Annotated in this window: 13 protein-coding genes; 10 read left to right on the forward strand and 3 right to left on the reverse strand. The window is 71.3% G+C overall.

Annotated elements, in window-relative coordinates:
• Positions 1 to 6 precede the first annotated feature (6 nt).
• Together ACFSKW_RS33055 and ACFSKW_RS33060 are read right to left on the reverse strand one after the other, a co-directional pair.
• On the reverse strand, positions 7 to 1,308 hold the full coding sequence (locus ACFSKW_RS33055; protein WP_379576479.1) for an extracellular solute-binding protein: 1,302 nt from the start codon (positions 1,306 to 1,308) through the stop codon (positions 7 to 9).
• Positions 1,309 to 1,343: 35 nt separating this feature from the next.
• Positions 1,344 to 2,288, reverse strand: a complete 945-nt coding sequence (locus tag ACFSKW_RS33060) for a LysR family transcriptional regulator (protein ID WP_379576909.1) — start codon at positions 2,286 to 2,288, stop codon at positions 1,344 to 1,346.
• A 66-nt stretch (positions 2,289 to 2,354) separates the two neighbouring features.
• Here ACFSKW_RS33060 and ACFSKW_RS33065 point away from each other — a divergent pair, with 66 nt between their 5' ends.
• A complete protein-coding gene (locus ACFSKW_RS33065) occupies positions 2,355 to 3,608 on the forward strand; it encodes an MFS transporter (RefSeq protein ID WP_379576481.1) in 1,254 nt (417 codons plus the stop codon).
• The gene (locus tag ACFSKW_RS33070; protein ID WP_379576483.1) at positions 3,496 to 4,221 is read left to right on the forward strand and encodes a ThuA domain-containing protein; all 726 of its coding nucleotides are present in this window, start codon (positions 3,496 to 3,498) and stop codon (positions 4,219 to 4,221) included. The genes ACFSKW_RS33065 and ACFSKW_RS33070 overlap by 113 nt, the downstream gene beginning before the upstream one ends.
• A gap of 177 nt (positions 4,222 to 4,398) precedes the next feature.
• On the opposite strand, the gene ACFSKW_RS33075 is transcribed toward ACFSKW_RS33070, so the two are convergent.
• Positions 4,399 to 5,595, reverse strand: a complete 1,197-nt coding sequence (locus ACFSKW_RS33075) for an RNA-guided endonuclease InsQ/TnpB family protein (RefSeq protein ID WP_379576484.1) — start codon at positions 5,593 to 5,595, stop codon at positions 4,399 to 4,401.
• A gap of 121 nt (positions 5,596 to 5,716) precedes the next feature.
• Between ACFSKW_RS33075 and ACFSKW_RS33080 the strand changes: the two genes are divergently transcribed.
• From ACFSKW_RS33080 to ACFSKW_RS33115, 8 genes are all read left to right on the forward strand, one after another.
• Positions 5,717 to 6,388: a helix-turn-helix domain-containing protein gene (locus tag ACFSKW_RS33080; protein WP_379576486.1), complete on the forward strand. Its 672-nt coding sequence runs from the start codon at positions 5,717 to 5,719 to the stop codon at positions 6,386 to 6,388.
• Between the two features lie 205 nt (positions 6,389 to 6,593).
• Positions 6,594 to 8,345: an ATP-binding protein gene (locus ACFSKW_RS33085; RefSeq protein WP_379576487.1), complete on the forward strand. Its 1,752-nt coding sequence runs from the start codon at positions 6,594 to 6,596 to the stop codon at positions 8,343 to 8,345.
• A 10-nt stretch (positions 8,346 to 8,355) separates the two neighbouring features.
• Entirely contained in the window at positions 8,356 to 9,495 is a 1,140-nt protein-coding gene (locus ACFSKW_RS33090; protein WP_379576489.1) for an exonuclease SbcCD subunit D, read from the forward strand.
• Positions 9,495 to 11,918, forward strand: coding sequence for an AAA family ATPase (locus tag ACFSKW_RS33095; RefSeq protein WP_379576490.1), 2,424 nt, complete (start codon positions 9,495 to 9,497; stop codon positions 11,916 to 11,918). Before ACFSKW_RS33090 ends, ACFSKW_RS33095 begins: the two co-directional genes overlap by 1 nt.
• A complete protein-coding gene (locus ACFSKW_RS33100; RefSeq protein ID WP_379576492.1) occupies positions 11,915 to 12,871 on the forward strand; it encodes a hypothetical protein in 957 nt (318 codons plus the stop codon). The genes ACFSKW_RS33095 and ACFSKW_RS33100 overlap by 4 nt, the downstream gene beginning before the upstream one ends.
• Positions 12,872 to 13,137: 266 nt before the next feature.
• Positions 13,138 to 14,226, forward strand: coding sequence for a YcaO-like family protein (locus tag ACFSKW_RS33105; RefSeq protein ID WP_379576493.1), 1,089 nt, complete (start codon positions 13,138 to 13,140; stop codon positions 14,224 to 14,226).
• 47 nt (positions 14,227 to 14,273) lie between these two features.
• Positions 14,274 to 15,407, forward strand: coding sequence for an MFS transporter (locus ACFSKW_RS33110; RefSeq protein WP_379576495.1), 1,134 nt, complete (start codon positions 14,274 to 14,276; stop codon positions 15,405 to 15,407).
• Between the two features lie 26 nt (positions 15,408 to 15,433).
• Positions 15,434 to 16,222 (forward strand): nucleotidyltransferase domain-containing protein, encoded by a 789-nt coding sequence (locus ACFSKW_RS33115; protein ID WP_379576497.1) that lies wholly within the window; start codon positions 15,434 to 15,436, stop codon positions 16,220 to 16,222.
• Positions 16,223 to 16,226 lie beyond the last annotated feature (4 nt).

A 16,226-nucleotide genomic window follows, 5' to 3' on the forward strand; every position in this document is an offset into this window, starting at 1 on the left:
GCCGCGTCACGTGCCTGCCTTGGTGAGGATGTCGGCGACCTCCCGCTGGGCCGCGCTCATCGCCGCCTCCGGCGTCTCCTTGCCGAAGACGACGTTCTCCACGTGCTTCTGCACGGCCTGGCTCATCGCCTCGCCGCCCAGCACCGCGGGGAACGGGACGGCGTTGGCCAGTTCGGCGACGTAGGCGGACAGGAACGGGTCGGACAGCTCCGCCCGGTGCGCCTCGAGGTCGCCGGTGCGGCTCGGCAGGATGCCCATCGACGTCAGGATGTCGCCCATCGCCGAGGAGCCGTTCTTGCCGCTGTCCTTGCCGTTGAGGTAGGTGAGGAACTTCCACGCGGCCTGCTGCCTGGCCTGGTCGGCCTTGCCGTTCACGATGGTCAGCCAGGAATAGGACACCGGGGCGCTGCCGCCGCCGTCCGGTCCGACGGGGACGGGGGCGACGCCCACATCCTGGTAGCGCTCGCCCATGGCCTCCTTGAGCGCGCCCTGCCACCAGTTCGCCATGATGATCATCCCGGTCCTGCCGTTGACGAAGTTGTCCAGGTAGGGGCCGGTGGTGTTGGCGTTGGCGTTGCTCATCTTCGGCTGTGTCGCGCCGGACTTCACGAGCCTGGCGTAGAGCTGGGCGGCGGCGACGGTCTTGGGGTCGTCGAGCTTGGGGACAGCGCCGTCGAGGAGCCTGCCGCCGTTGGAGTTGACCAGCGAGAGCCAGGGGTGCACGACGCCGGCGGGCCAGCTGGTGATCACGCCGAAACCCTGCCTGCCGTCCTTGGACAGCTTCGCGGCCGCCTCCTCCAGCTCCGCCCACGTCTTGGGCGGGGCGGCGACGCCGGCCTCCTTGAGGAGCTTCTTGTTGTAGTTGAGCGCGTAGAGGTCGACCTCGTTGGGGTAGCCGCGCGGGCCGCCCTGCTTGGTGACGCCCTCGATCAGGTTCTTCGGCCAGTTGGCCGCGAGCTCGGTTTCGGCGTCGGCGGGCATGTTCCCTGCCAGGCCGTCGCGGACCAGCTCGGGCAGCCACAGGTCGTAGACGCTCGCGATGGTCGGCCCGTTGGGGCTGGCGCCCTGGGTACGCAGCGTGGACAGCAGGTTCCCGAACGGGACGGCGCGGATGTCGACGGTGATGCCCGGGTTCTGCTTCTGGAACGCCTGGGCGGCCGCTTCCAGGGCCTTGACCTGGTCGGGGCCCCAGTGTGTGAGGAACGAGATCTTCGTGGTCTTCGGGCCCTCGGCGCCGCCGCCGCACCCTGCCGCCACCACCGCCACGGCCGCGCTCACCGCGGCCACCCGCATCGTCGAGGTCTTCATTGGGGGGCCTCCTGATTCATCAGGTCGTTAGGTTGTTATAACGAATTTTCGCCCCCGTGGGAAGACCTCTTGTTCTCCGCGGGCGGGCTGAACTCGGGCCCGAAGTCCCGCGTTCGCGACACCACGTGCGCGTGGAAGGCTCGCACCACGGGCGTGAGCTGGGCGGGTCTGACGACGCCGATCGTGCGGAACACCGCGGGGGAGAGCGGGATCTCGACCACCCCCTGCAGCGGCGCGGTCGCTTCTCCGGGCAGCAGCGCCACCCCGAGGCCGGCGGTGACCAGCCCGCGCACGGTGTCCGACTCCTGGCCCTCGAACGTGATGCGGGGCCTGAACCCGGCGGCGGCGCACAGGTCGTCGGTGATCTGGCGCACGCCGTACCCCTTTTCCAGGGTGACGAAATCCTCGTCGGCCAGTTCCGCGGCGCGCACCCGCCTGCGCCCTGCCAGCCGGTGCGCGGCAGGGACGGTGAGCATCAGCTCCTGCCTGGCCAGCGGCGTGCCGGTCAGGTCGGGGTCGTCCGAGGGGAGTGGGGCGACGAAGGCCAGGTCGATCTCGCCCTCGCGCAGCCGCCGCAGTATCACCTCGCGCGAGCCCTGGACCAGGCTGAACCGCACCCCCGGGTGCCGCTCGCGGAAGCCGCCCACGAGCGCGGGCACGAGCGAGCGGCCGAGCAGGTGCAGGAAGCCGAGCACGATCCGCCCGCTGCCAGGATCGATCTCCTCGCGCACCTCGCGGACGCCCGTCGCCATCACCGCCAGCGCGCGGACCGCCGCGTCGGCGAGCGTGCGGCCGGCCCTGGTCAGCCTGACGCCCCTGCCGTGCGGGACGACGAGCGGGGTGCCGACCGCTTCGGACAGCGCGGCGAGCCGCCTGCTCACCGTGGGCTGGGGCACGCCGAGCAGCTCGGCCGCCCTGGTCACGTGCTCGGTCTCCCTGATCGCGGCCAGGAGTTCCAAGTTGGGAGCCAATTCATGCATCACGGTATGAATTTTCGCATATTGCGGTATTGGACGTATTTATTAGCTTTGCTTAGTTTCTTTGGCGTGGCTATCGCTCCTCGGGTGACTGCCGGCGTCGCGGCCGCGGGCATCTCCTCCTTCGCCCTCCTCTACGCCCCGCAGTCGGTGCTGCCCCAGCTCGCGACGGACTTCCGGCTCGACCCCGGCGGCGCCTCCCTCGCCGTGGGAGTGGCGACGGGCGCGCTCGCCGTCGCCGTGCTGCCGGTCGCCGCGCTGTCGGAGGTCGTGGGCAGGAGGCGGGTCATCCTCATCTCCGTCGTCGCCTCGGCCGTGCTCGGCCTGCTGCTGCCGCTCGCGCCGAACTTCGAGACGCTCCTGGTCCTCAGAGCCCTGCAGGGCATCGCCATCGCCGGCTTCCCCGGAGTCGCCGCGGCCTACCTGATGGAACTGCTGGGCGGGGCGGGAGTCGCCGCCGCCGTCGGCGCGATGATCGCTGGCAACTCGGTCGGCGGCATGGCGGGCCGCCTGGCTGCCGGGCTGGTCGCCGAACCCCTCGGCTGGCACGGCGCGCTCGCCGCCGTCGCGGGCGTGTCCGCGCTGTGCGCGGTGGTCACCGTTCTGACGCTGCCGCCCTCGCCCCCGCGCGCCAAGACCAGGCACGGGGGCGGCATGCGGGCGGCCTTCAGCCGCCCTGTGCTCCTCGCGCAGTACGGCGTGGCCGCGGCGGGCGTGGGCTCCTTCGTCGCCGTCTACAACGCCGCCGGATTCAGGCTCATCCACGACCTCGGCCTCGCTCCAGCCATAGCCTCGCTGGTCTTCCTCGCCTATGCCATGGGCACCCTCTCCTCGGGCGCGGCGGGCAGGCTCGTCGGCAGGTACGGCAAGCGCCCGGTGCTCGTCGGCGCCCTCCTGATCACCGTCCTCGGCACGCTGCTGACCATCCCCGACTCCCTGACGCTGGTCGTCACCGGGCTGGTCGTGCTCACCGGGGGCTTCTTCGCCGCGCACGCCGTCGCCAACGGCTGGGCCGCCGCCGAGGCCCCCGAGGGAGCCCGCGGCCACGTGTCCGGCATGTACACGCTCTTCTTCTACGTAGGCAGCAGTGTCGGCGGAACGCTGGGCAGCATGGTGTACGGCAGGGCAGGGTGGAACTGGCTGGTCGTCTTCACCGCCGCCTGGCTGCTGGCGGCGGTGGCGGGAGTGCTGACCGAAGGGAGAAGGCGGCGTGACCATCAACGTCACGGTGTGGGGCGAGAACGTGCACGAACGGCAGGAGGAGGACGTCAGGCGGCGCTATCCGGAGGGCCTGCACGGCGCGATAGCGGCAGGGCTGCGTGAACGCCTGGGCGGGAACGTCACGGTCAGGACCGCGACCATGGACGAGCCCTCCCACGGCCTCACCGAGAAGGTCCTGGCCGAGACCGACGTCATGACCTGGTGGGGGCACGCCGCCCACGAGGACGTCTCGGACGACGTCGTCGCCCGCGTCCACGAGCGCGTGCTGGGCGGTATGGGCCTGCTGGTGCTCCACTCGGGCCACTACTCGAAGGTCTTCCGCTCGCTGATGGGCACCACCTGCACGCTGACCTGGCGTGACGCGGGAGAGCGCGAGCTGGTCTGGACGATCGACCCCGCGCACCCGATCGCCGCGGGGGTGCCCAACCCGCTCGTCATCGAGCAGCACGAGACCTACGGCGAGCCGTTCGGCATTCCGACTCCCGACGAGCTCGTCTTCATCAGCTCCTTCACCGGGGGCGAGGTCTTCCGCGCCGGCTGCTGCTACCGCAGGGGCAAGGGACGCGTCTTCTACTTCAGCCCAGGAGACCAGAAATACCCGATCTTCCACCACGAGGGCGTCCAGCGGGTGCTGGCCAACGCCGTCCTCTGGGCGGCGCCTCCGGGTGGCGCGGGCGAGCCGCTGCGCAACGTCCACACCCCGATCACCTGGTAGGCGAGCGCATGGCCTTCGACACCATCACCGAGGGCAGGCGCTGCGCGCCGGTGGTCCGTCGCAGGAAGGCTTGACAACGTCGCCATGATCACCTCGCCCAAATCGGCGATCAGGGGGCCGAGGCGATAAAGTCCCATCCTTGTGACTCCTCCGCTCCGTGAAAGGAGCAGCTTCTCGCTAAGCCGCTCCCGCAGCCTCACGAAGGGCAAGCCCTGCCCTCAAGATGTTGATCGCTGCGTTCACGTCGGCATGGGCGGTGTGCCCGCATGCCATACAGACGAACTCGGCTTGGGTGACGCGGTTCTCTCTTGCGCTGTGCCCGCATCGGGCGCAGGTGCGGGAGGTGCTGGAGGGGTTCACCGCAATCAGCTCGCGACCGGCGCTTTCAGCCTTGTGCGCGAGGACCGTCAGGAACACTCCCCAACCCGCGTCCAGGATCGATCTGTTCAGACCGGACTTGGCCGATGCGCCATTGGCCAGGTAGCCGCCCTGGCCGTCAGGCTCAGGCGCCGCCCGTTTGGTCATGTTCGCGATCCGAAGGGCCTCATGCGCGATCATGTCGTAGTCGCGGACCAGCGTCAGCGCGGCCTTGTGCGCGCAGTCCAGGCGTTGACGGCGCACCTTGGCGTGCAAGGCGGCGACCCGAGCGACAGCCCGACCGCGACGAGAAGAGCCTCGCTTCTTGTGAGCCAAGTCCCTCTGCGCCGCCGCGAGCCGGTCTGCCGACGTTACGAGATGGCGCGGATTGGTGACGTGCCCGCCATCGCTCGTGGTCACCAGCCAGGCCACACCCAGGTCGATCCCGGCCACCGCGCCGGCAGCGGGCAGTGGCTCGGCGGGCACGCTGTCGCAGGAAAGGATCACATACCAGCGGGAACCCTCCCGCTTCGCACTGATCGTCTTCACTCGGCCTTTCACCGACCGGTGATGGTGGACCTTCACATGTCCGATGCCCTGAAGCCGGACGAACGTAGTCGTCGGATGTCCTGGCTGGGAGTCCCATCGGCACCCGTCGCCGTCCTTCGGCCACTCCACCGTGTCGAACCAGCCCCACCCCTTGAAACGGGGGAAACCCGGCGTGCGGCCCTCGCGGACCCGCATGAAGAACGCGGAGAACGCCTTGTCCAGACGGCGCAGCGTCGCCTGCTGGGAGGAGAACGACCAGCGGCCCTGCCCCTCGGCGTCGTCGGCACGAATGTTCTTCAACTCCGCCGACTGGTCGCCGTAGCGGACGCTCACGCCCGCCTTGCGGTAGGCGGTGCGGCGATGCTCGAGAGCGGCGTTGTAGAGCTGGCGATGATCTTCCAGGCATTGCGCGAGTGCGGCGGCCTGCTTGCTGGTGGGACGTAGCAGGAACCTGAACGACCTGCGCACACCCACCCCCCTCACGATCAACCCGGCGGATCAACGGTACCGGCGGGCTCCGACAAAACGAAGGGAGGGAGCGCGGATTCACCCGCCGGCCTACGCAGGTGGTTCCCTCCGCGCTACCACGATGGAGCTGATTGACAAGGTTCGCGAACTGCGCGGCCAGGGCAAGTCGCCCAAGGAGATCGCCCGCGCGCTGGGCGTACCGCCGTCAAGGGTGGCGCCGCTGGTCCGGGCGATCGCGGCCGAGTCTCCCGCCGGTGAGGCGGGAGAGGTCGTCGGAAGCTGGGTGAACACCGGCTGGAGCGTCGGCCTCACCGCGGACGGCTGGGTCGACGAGGCTCCGGCAGAGGATGGCACCAACGGCACCGTCTGCGTGCTCGTCGCCCGCAAGCACGGCTGGGACAAGTTCCTGGTCTGCGGCTACCTGATCGACACCTACTGCCTGGGCGTCAAGAACACCGTCGGCCCCGACACCATGGACGAGCGCGAGCTGCGCCGCTTCCGCGACTACTTCTTCTCCGACTTCCCCGGCTGGCAGGAAGCGCCGTTCGAGCTGGCCAGGGAGCTGGTCCTGGGTTCCGTCGAGTACGCCAGGGGCCTCGGCTTCGAGCCGCACGAGGACTTCGCGCCCGCCGAGGGCCACCTGGGCGAGGGGAAGATCGCCGGGACCGTCTCCTTCGGCAGGGACGGCAGGCCGTTCTACGTCGCGGGCCCGAACGACGACCCGCGCAAGGTACTCCGCCAGCTCGAACGCGCCGTCGGCAAGCCGCCCGCCTTCGGCTACGTCATCGTCTGACCCGCTCCGCCGGCGCGGTGCCGTCTTGTCCGGTCGTGAAGATCGCTCTTGAATGAGCGCACGCGGGGGCTAAGGTCTTTCTGGGGCGGAGTCGGAGCGCCGTGGTTCGCGAGGCGAAACCCACCGGACCCGGGGAAGATGCCGAACCCACACCCCCAACGCCATTACGCTGCGGTTGAGGGCGTTATGGGGGCGGAGGGGCTGAGTGATCGAGAACGGAGTGGCGGGCCGTACGGCGACGCCTGGGGCGGGCGTGTCCGGTGAGGCGGTCGGCAGGGTGCTCGGCACGCAGGCCGCATCCCCCCTCTCCTTCTGGATCGGACTGGAGCCGGGCAGGGTCGTCCAGCTCGACGACGTCGTGGTCACCCGCAGAGAGGTGCCCGGCTACGGTCAGGTGCTGGTCGCGGGTGTGGTCGCGGCGGTCGAGGCCAGGCATGAGGGCGCCGCCTACGACTCTGACGTCTTCCTCATCGCCGACGGCGCGCTGCCGGCCGCCGTCGTGGAGGTGGCCGAGGTGCGGGTCACGAGGGTGGAGCCGGAGGTGTTCGTGCCGCCGCTGCCCGGAGAGGTGGTCTACCGGGCGGGTTCGGGCGACCGCGACCAGGCGCTCTACTTCGACGTGATGGACCGCCGCATCCCGATGGGCACGGGCCGCGACGGCCAGCCCCTCTACGTCAACTTCGACTTCCTCGACGGCACGCGCGGCGCGCATGTCTCCATCTCGGGTGTCTCGGGCGTGGCGACGAAGACCTCGTTCGCCACCTTCCTCCTGTATTCGATCTTCAATTCGGGGGTCCTCCAGAGCGAGGCCGCCAACACCAAGGCGCTGATCTTCTCGGTGAAGGGCGAGGACCTGCTCTTCCTCGACCACCCGAACAGCCGCCTCGACGCCGCCGCGACCGCCGCGTACGAACGTCTCGGCCTGCCCGCCAAGCCGTTCGGGAGCGTGCACGTCTTCGCCCCGCCGCGCCCGAACGACCCGAACGCCGTCCCGCACGTCTCGGCCCGCACCCACGGCGTCAGCGCCTTCTACTGGACGCTCGCCGAGTTCTGCACGGAGGAGTTGCTGCGCTTCGTCTTCGCGGACGCCGACGACGAGCGGGCGGGCTACTCGCTGCTCGTCGGCCAGGTCGCGGCGCGGCTGGCGGCGTGGGCGGTGCCGGTGGAGGGCGGCGCGGTCAAGCTGCCGGAGGGCGGGGTGTGCCGCACCTTCCCCGACCTGGTCGACCTGCTGAGCGACCAGCTCATGGACGAGGGGAGCAGGGTGACGTGGACCGGCGCCCAGACCCCGCTCGGCACGGTCAACGCGTTCCTGCGCCGGCTGCGCAGCGCGGTCAGGGCGCTGTCGCCGATCATCAGGGGCGACGTGGCGGGCGGGCGCCCCCACTCGATCCGCACGTCCGACGCGCAGGTCTCCATCGTCGACCTGCACAACCTGCCCGAGCGCGCCCAGCGGTTCGTGGTCGGCGTGGTCCTGCGGGGCGAGTTCGCCAGGAAGGAGAGTTCGGGCACGGCCAGACCGCTGCTGTTCGTCGTACTGGACGAGCTCAACAAGTACGCGCCGCGCGAGGGCGACTCCCCGATCAAGGAGATCCTGCTCGACGTGGCCGAGCGCGGCCGTTCGCTTGGCGTGATCCTCATCGGCGCCCAGCAGACCGCCTCCGAGGTGGAGCGGCGCATCGTCTCCAACAGCGCCGTGCGCGTGGCGGGCCGTCTCGACCCGGCCGAGGCCGGCAGGTCCGAGTACGGCTGGCTGCCCCCTGCCGTCAGGGACAGGGCCACGATCGCCAAGCCGGGCACCATGTTCGTCGCCCAGCCCGAGATCCCCGTGCCGCTCGCCGTCGCCTTCCCCTTCCCCGCGTGGGCCACCAGGCCGTCGGAGGCGGTGCCGATCAAACAGGCCAGCCAGGACCCGTTCCAAGGACTGGTCGAAGAAGAGGACATCCCGCCGTTCTGATCGGAGCCCGATGAAGATCCTGCACACCGCCGACTGGCATGTCGGCAAGGTGCTCAAAGGCCGCTCCCGCATCGACGAGCACCGCGCGGTGCTGAGGGAGCTGGTCGCGACCGCCCGCGAGCAGAACGTGGACGCGGTCATCGTCGCGGGCGACGTCTTCGACACCTCCGCCCCCACGCCCGAGGCCCAGGCGCTGGTCATGCCCGCGCTGATGGCGCTGCGCGAGGACGGGCGCGACGTGGTGGTGCTGGCGGGCAACCACGACAACCCGCACCTGTTCGAGGTCTACCGCCCGGTGCTCGGCGCGCTCGGCATCCAGGTCGTCGGCGCGTTCCGCCGTCCCGACAAGGGCGGCACGCTGTCCTTCACCGCGAGGACGGGCGAGCCCGTACGGCTGGCCGTCCTGCCGTTCCTGTCCCACAGGTACGTGGTGCGCGCGGCCGAGGTCTTGACGGGGACCGCGGCCGAGCACAACCGCGACTACGCCGCCAGGGTCGGCGAGCTGCTCGGCGCGCTGACCGCCCCCTTCCAGGCCGACACCGTCAACATCGTGACCACGCACGGCACGCTGCCCGGCGGGGCGTTCGGCGGTGGCGAGAGGGAGGCGCAGTCGATCTTCTCGTACTACTTCGAGGCGACCGCGTTCCCCTCCTCCACGCAGTACGCCGCGCTCGGCCACCTGCACCGCAGGCAGCAGATCCCGGGGCCGTGCCCCATCTGGTACAGCGGCTCGCCCGTCGCCGTCGACTTCGGCGAGGAGGCCAACACGCCAGGCGCGCTCCTGATCGACGTCTCGCCAGGACGGCCCGCGGTGGTGCGCGAGGTGCTGTTCGAGCAGGCCCGCACCCTGCGGACGGTCTCCGGCACCCTCGAACAGCTCGAGGCCATGGACGTCGGCGAGGCGTGGCTAAAGGTGATCGTGGAGGAGAAGCCCCGCCCTGGGCTGGCAGACACGGTGAGGGAGTTGCTGCCGGGCGCGCTCGACGTGACGCTCGACGAGCGGTTCAGGCCGGTGCGTGCCGTACCGAAGGCGTCGAGCGCGTCGCGCAGCCCGCGCGAGCTGTTCCGCGACTACCTCACCAGCAGCGGGCGGCACGACGACCAGGTGGCGGGGCTGTTCGACCGGCTGTACGACGAGGTGACCGGCTGATGCGACCCCTTCTGCTGCATCTGGAGAACTTCGGCAGCTTCCGCGCACCCGTCACGATCGACTTCTCCGACATCGACTACTTCGCGCTGATCGGCCCGACCGGGGCGGGCAAGAGCACGGTGATCGACGCGATCTGCTTCGCGCTGTACGGCACGGTGCCACGCTGGGGCAAGGAGAACGTGATCGCCCACGCGCTCGCCCCCTCGGCCGCCGCGGGCAAGGTCGCGCTGGTCTTCGAGGGCGGGGGCCGCCGCCACGGCGTGGTCCGTGCGCTCCAGCGCGACACCAAGGGCACGGTCCGCACCAAGGAGGCCAGGCTCGACGAGCTCGACCCCGCCGTCCACGGGGACCTGACCCAGGTGCTGGAGGCGGTGCTGCGGCCCGTCGCCGAAGGCGACGCCGTCACTCCCGAGGTGCAGCGGGTGACGGGGCTGGAGTACAAGTTCTTCACCCAGTGCGTGGTGTTGCCGCAGGGCCGCTTCGCCGAGTTCCTGCACGCCGCGCCGCGCGAACGGCAGGACCTGCTGGTGCAGCTCCTCGACGCGGACGTCTACGAGCGGATCCGGCAGCGTGCCGTGCGCGAGGAGGAGGCGAGCAAGCAGGCCGCCTCGTTCGCCCGCGACCAGCTCGGCAAGCTCGCGGGCGCCGACGCCGCCGCCGAGCAGGCGGCGGGCGAACAGGTCGCCAGGCTGCGCGCGCTGGCCGAGCGGATCGATCTCGACCTGCTGCGGGCCCGCGAGGAGGAGATCCGCAGGGCGATGGCCGACCGCGAGGCGGTCGCCGTCCGGGTCAAGGCGCTGCAGTCGCTGCTGATGCCCGCAGAGGTGCCGACGCTCGCCGAGACCGCCAGGCAGGCCGTGGCCGCCGTGACGTCCGTCGCCGAGGAGGTGGCGGCGCTGGAGGCCGACGAACACCGTGCGCACGACGAGCTGGCCGCGCTCGGCGACCGCCAGACGCTCGCGCAGCGCCTGGCCGCCCTCGACGAGCACGAGCGCGTGACCGCTGCCGCCACCGCCGCCAGGAGCGCCGCAGCGCAGGCCCGTGACGCGCTGCCGCGCCTGAGCCAGGCCGCGCGGAACGCCGATGAGGCGCTGGCCGCGGCCGAGCGCGAGCGCGACCGGCTCCGCGACGCCCACACCGCCGCCGAGCTGGCCGCCCGCCTGTCGGTCGGCGAGCCGTGCCCCACGTGCCTGCGCCCCCTCACCGAGCTGCCGCACCACCCCGCCCTGTCCGACGTCGGTACGGCCGAGCGCGGCCTGTCCGCCGCCAGGGCCGAGGCCGAGCGCGCCAGGACCAGGTTCGGCAAGGCCGAGACCGAGGCGGCCATGCTCGACTCACAGGTCGCGGCGTTCGCCGCCAGGCTGGCCGAGCTGCCGCCGCCCGGTGAGCGGACCGCGCTGGAGGAGCGCATGGCCGCCGTGCGGAAGGCCGACGCGGTCGTGGCAGAGGCGCGCAAGGCCGTCCGTGAGGGCAGGGCCAGGCTGGAGAAGGCGCGGCGCGCGGCCGAGAGCGCCGGGCACAGGTCGGAGCAGGCGTGGCGCGAGCTCGAGCTGGCCCGCGACCGCGTCCTCAGCCTCGGCGCCCACCCCGGAGGCAGCGCCCCTCCTCCCGTCGATCGGGAGGACCTGCACAGGGCGTGGACGGCCCTGATCGGCTGGCGGGACGAGGCGGGGCGAGCGGCTCGCGCGGTGCTGACCGAGCGGGAGGCCGAGCTGGCGAGGGTGGAGGCGGGCCGTACCCAGGAGCGGGCCAGGCTCGTCAGGCTGCTGGCCGACCACGAGATCGCCGTCCCTGCGCAGGCCGCGCCCGACCAGCTCGGCGCGGCCGTCGCCACCGCCGTCGCCCGCGCCGAGGGCAGGCTCGAACGGGTCAGGGAGGACCGCGAGCGCGCGAGGGGCCTGGAGGCGCTGGCCGCCGAGAAGGAGCAGGAGACCAGGGTCGCGCACGAACTGACCCTGCTGCTGCGCGCCAACGCCTTCGAGCGGTGGCTGTGCGCGGAGGCGCTCGAACTCCTGGTCGCCACGGCCTCCGACACGCTGCGCGAGCTGTCCGACGGGCAGTACGAGCTGACGCTCGGCGGCAAGGGCGACATCGAGGTCATCGACCACGCGGAGGCGGGCATGCGGCGCAGCGCCCGCACGCTGTCAGGCGGAGAGACCTTCCAGGCCGCCCTCGCCCTGGCCCTCGCGCTGTCGGGCACCGTCGCGCGCAGCCTCGACTCGATCTTCCTCGACGAGGGGTTCGGCACGCTCGACCCCGCCACCCTCGACACGGTCGCCGCGACCCTCGAACGCCTGGCGGCGGGGCAGGACCGCATGGTCGGCGTCGTCACGCACGTTCCCGCGCTGGCCGACAGGGTGCCCGTGCGGTTCGAGATCGGCCGCGACGCCAAGGGGTCGCACCTACGGAGGGCGGGGACATGACGGCGTCCGTGACCGAGTTCACCGTCGATCCATGGGATCCGGGCTACGCGGCGGCGCTGTCCGTCGAGGCGCTGGCCGAGCTGGGCCCGACCAGCGCCGAGCTGGTCCTGGACGTCGAGAGGGACGCGGCCGACTGGAAGCCGGTCGACCCGCCGCCCGGCACGGTCGCGCCCGAGGCGCTGCTGATCGCCGACGGGGTCCGCAGGATCGACGCGCGCGTGTGGGTGCACGATCCCTCCTCGCCGATGCCGATCCCGGGCATCGCCGCCTCCTACGCGGCGGGAATCGTCGAATGCGGTCCTTCGGGGGCGAGGCTCGCCGCGCTCGAGGTGGGCAGGTCGCTGTTCAGCGCCTCGCCGTACACGCCGGAGGTCAAGACCACGCACGCCACCTACCGTGCCGAGCGGGCCTCGGGACCGAGCATGGACGAGCTGTCGCTGGCGCTGCAGCGCCAGGTCACGCAGCTGGAGGTGGACCTGGCGGTCAAGTATCGCTCCCTGGCCGACGACCTGCTGCTCGTCGACGGGCCCCTGCGCGGGCGCACCCACCTGCCGCGCACCGTGGGGTACATCAAGACCCACCACACGGCCTACCTGCCGGGGCCGCAGAGCGCGGTCGTCTCGGCGCTCGCGCCGGGGCAGCGCACCCCCGTCTTCCTCATGGGCACGAGCTGGCGGCGGCACGCCTGGTACGTACGCCTGCCGGTCCGCTCGTCCGCGCCGTGGGCGGGGATCGCCAGGTGCGAGGCGGGCGCGGACCTGTCCGTCGACGAGGTCGTACGGCTGGCCGACACGCTGACGCTCGTGCTGCCCTCGCTGGCCGGGGTGGACTACAAGGATCCGCGCGCGCCGCAGAACCTCGTGCCCATCGGCGGCCTGGAGAAGCTGCTGCGCCATCGCCTCGGCGACCCCGCGCTCCTCTACCGGGCACTGCGCACCGCCGCCCATTCTTGACCGTTTTCCTTTCTCGTGTTTCGGTGGTGATCGACACGAGAAAGGGGCGTCATGGGAAACAGCAACTCTGATGGTGTGACCCTGCTCAAGCCAGGTACTTCGGTCCTGGAAGACGAATTCTCGCTCACGCTCTCGGAAATGGTTCTGCTGGACGAGTCGTTCACGGTCCGCTGACCGTGGAGTCCCGCGCCCGGAGAGAGCGCGAGGTCGGTCTCGCCGATTCGCTCGGCATCATCGAGTCCTTATTCAGGGATTCGGGATTATCGGTGGAGTTCGTGTCCTCCGGTACCGCGGAGTTTCCCGTCCACCGTTGTTCTGTCGTCGCCCCCTCCGGCGAACTGGTGGCCGAGTCGCTCGGCAAGGGGCGCGGCGAGCAGAGCAGGGCGAGTGCTCTCTTCGAGGCGTGGCAGCATCTCCAGCACGAGCGTGGCCAGGCCGCCCTTCCCTCCGATACCTCACGCGTGCGGGTGCTGCCGGTGGCGGCGGTTCTCGCCCAGCGGGGCATCGAGGGCGACGAGATGCTCGCCAGGCTCGGCCGTGACTTCCCGTCCGCCGCGCCGGCGTGCCTGCTGCTGGAGCCGCTGGCGGAAGGCGGCGAACCGCTGTGGTACCCGGCCTTCACCCGGTCGCCCGCCTGCAGGGATCACCCGATTCCCGGCGACGACCTGCGCGGGTACGAGCCCTACCTGCGCTACGCCTACGACAGCGGCACGGCGACGGGCGTGACGGAGAACGAGGCGGTGCTGCACGGGTTGCTGGAGGTCGTCGAGAGGGACGCGCTCTCGCACGCCCTGCTCGACTGGTACCTCGGGGAGGCGCCGGTCGCCGCCGTGCCCGACGAGGCGGCCCTCCTCCTCGACATCACCTCCGACCTGGGCATTCCCGCCTACTGCGCGCTGCCGTTCGAGGCCGGCGACTACCCCGGCGTGCTGGGTTCGGGCGCGTCGCTCGACCCCGCCTACGCGGTCGAGCGGGCGTTCACCGAGCTCGGGCAGTCGCGGTTCAACATGTCGCTCGGCGTCGACCGGACGCTGGCGCGCAGGCTGGAATCGCTGCGGCCGTGGCCGCTGCTCGACAGGTGCGCGCGCGTGGACCCCGCGCCCCTGCTGGACCGGCTGACCCCCGCCGAGCTCAGAGCCGGCGGTTCGGGGGAGGCCTCCGTCGAGGGGCAGATCGGTACCGTCCTCGACGCACTGGCCGCCGCCGGACTGTCGGCCTATCTTTTCCGGTGGAATCCCCGCGGCCCCGGCTGCCCCGTCGTGACGGTCGTCGTTCCAGGAATGGACACCTTCTCCATGGTGCACAACGCGATTCCCGTGCTGCCCACGGGCCGGGCCATGCGCCGGTTGACTTGATGCGTGCCGTACTCGGCCGCCGGGATTTCCGGACGGTGTTTTTCGGTATGGCCGCGAGTTTGCTCGGAGACGCTTCTCTGCTGCTGATCCCGTCGATTCTGGCGAAGAAGATGACGGGGTCCGACGGGGCCGCGGGACTGGCGTTGTTCTTCTTCACCGCGCCGATGTGTTTCGCGCCGCTTTTCGGCATGGTGATCGACCGGGTCGACCGGCGGCGCTTTCTCGTGGTCGCCTGCCTGTGCTCCGCCGTCGCGCTGCTGCCGCTGGTCCTGGTGACGGGCGTGGAGACCTACTGGCTGGTCTATCCGGTGTCCGCGGCGATGGGCTGCTCCTATACGGTGATCTTCAGCGCGCTGAGCGGCCTGCTGAAGAGCATGCTGCCCGGGGAGCTGCTCGCCCACGCCAACAACGCCCTCCAGACCACCCGCCATGGGGCCAGGCTGCTGGGCCCGTTGCTCGGTGTCGCCGTCTACACGGGCGCGGGACTGTGGGCCGTCGTCGCCTTCGACATGTTCACCTTCGCCCTCGCGGCGTGCGCGTTCGCGCTGCTGCCCGCTCCCGTTCCCGTCGCCCGCCGTCCCTTCGGCCGGTGGCGCGAGGAGTTCACCGCGGGGCTGCGGCACATCAGGGACGAGCGCGCCATCCGTCCCGCTGTCACCGCGTTCGTGCTGATGTTCCTGGCGGCCGGGCTGTCCGAGTCGCTCATCTTCGCCGTCATCGAGGGGCTGGGCCGCCCGCCCGAGTTCACCGCCGTCACCTCCACCGCCATGGGCGTCGGGGCCATCGCGAGTGGCTTCGTCGTGGCCCGCCTGGTGGACAGGCTCGGGGAGTTGCGCATGGTCGGCGCGGGCATCGCCGTCTATGGCATGGCGATCGGGATGTGGCTCGTGCCGGCGGAGAGCGCGATGGTCGTCTCGATGGCGCTGGCGGGGGTCAGCCTCACTCTCGCCAGCGTCGCCGTCCGCACCCTGCTGCAGCGCCGCAGCCCCGACGAGGTCGTGGGGCGCGTGTCCACGGCCTTCGAGGCGTTGAGCGGCGGGAGCCAGCTGCTGTCGGTCGCCGTCGGCGTCGTCCTCGTGACCCTGATCGACCACCACCTGCTGCTCGTGCTGGTGGTCGCCGGCGTCGTCCTGTCCGGCCTGCACGCCGTCCGCGTCTCCGTGAGGGTTTCCGTCGGCTGATCCTCGCTGTGCTCCAATGGCCCGTCATGGATGACATGCGATTGCGGGAGCTGGCCGGACGTCTCGCCGGGGTCCCAGGGGTGGTCGGCGTGGTGCTCGGGGGCAGCAGGGCTCGTGGGACGCACAGGCCGGACTCCGACATCGATCTCGGCCTGTACTACAGGGGCTCGCTGGACGTGGAGGCGCTGCGGGCACTCGCCCTGGAGGTGAGCGGGCAGAGCGTGGAGGTGACGGCGCCCGGCGGATGGGGGCCGTGGGTCGACGGCGGCGGCTGGCTGACGGTCGAGGGGTGGCGGGTCGACTGGATCTACCGCGACCTGGACAGGGTGCGCGCCGTCTGGGCCGACTGCCTGCGGGGCCGGTACGAGGTGGGTGTCCAGGCGGGGCATCCGCTCGGCTTCTACTCCCACGCCTACGCCGGTGAGGTGGCGATGTGCAAGGTCTTCGCCGATCCCACCGGCGAGATCGGGGAGCTGAAGGCGGCCACGCAGGGCTATCCGGAGCCGCTGGGGCGCACGCTGGTCGAAGGGCTGTGGGAGGCCGACTTCGCCGTGCAGTTGGCGCGCTACGGAGTGAAGGGCGACGACCCCGCGTACACGGCGGGGTGCCTGTTCAGGGCGGTGGGGGTCGCCTGCCACGCGCTGCACGGCAGGGCGGGGCGGTGGCTGATCAACGAGAAGGGCATGGTCGCCTCGGCGGCACGGCTGGAGATCGCCCCGGACGGGTTCGCGGAGCGGGTGGCGGCGGTCTTCGCGCAGGGTTCGGTCGACGGGGCCGCCGAGCTGGTCGGGGAGGTGCGGGCATTGACAGGATAACCCT

The sequence above is a fragment of the Nonomuraea mangrovi genome, assembly GCF_042681425.1.
Classification (GTDB): Bacteria; Actinomycetota; Actinomycetes; order Streptosporangiales; family Streptosporangiaceae; genus Nonomuraea; species Nonomuraea mangrovi.

What these genes read in the sequence shown, in the direction of transcription:
- ACFSKW_RS33055 (WP_379576479.1), bottom strand. Translation starts at nt 1,308, where the DNA reads ATGAAGACCTCGACGATGCGGGTGGCCGCGGTGAGCGCGGCCGTGGCG.
- ACFSKW_RS33060 (WP_379576909.1), bottom strand. Translation starts at nt 2,288, where the DNA reads ATGCATGAATTGGCTCCCAACTTGGAACTCCTGGCCGCGATCAGGGAG.
- ACFSKW_RS33080 (WP_379576486.1), top strand. Translation starts at nt 5,717, where the DNA reads ATGGAGCTGATTGACAAGGTTCGCGAACTGCGCGGCCAGGGCAAGTCG.
- ACFSKW_RS33090 (WP_379576489.1), top strand. Translation starts at nt 8,356, where the DNA reads ATGAAGATCCTGCACACCGCCGACTGGCATGTCGGCAAGGTGCTCAAA.
- ACFSKW_RS33095 (WP_379576490.1), top strand. Translation starts at nt 9,495, where the DNA reads ATGCGACCCCTTCTGCTGCATCTGGAGAACTTCGGCAGCTTCCGCGCA.
- ACFSKW_RS33100 (WP_379576492.1), top strand. Translation starts at nt 11,915, where the DNA reads ATGACGGCGTCCGTGACCGAGTTCACCGTCGATCCATGGGATCCGGGC.
- ACFSKW_RS33110 (WP_379576495.1), top strand. Translation starts at nt 14,274, where the DNA reads ATGGCCGCGAGTTTGCTCGGAGACGCTTCTCTGCTGCTGATCCCGTCG.
- ACFSKW_RS33115 (WP_379576497.1), top strand. Translation starts at nt 15,434, where the DNA reads ATGGATGACATGCGATTGCGGGAGCTGGCCGGACGTCTCGCCGGGGTC.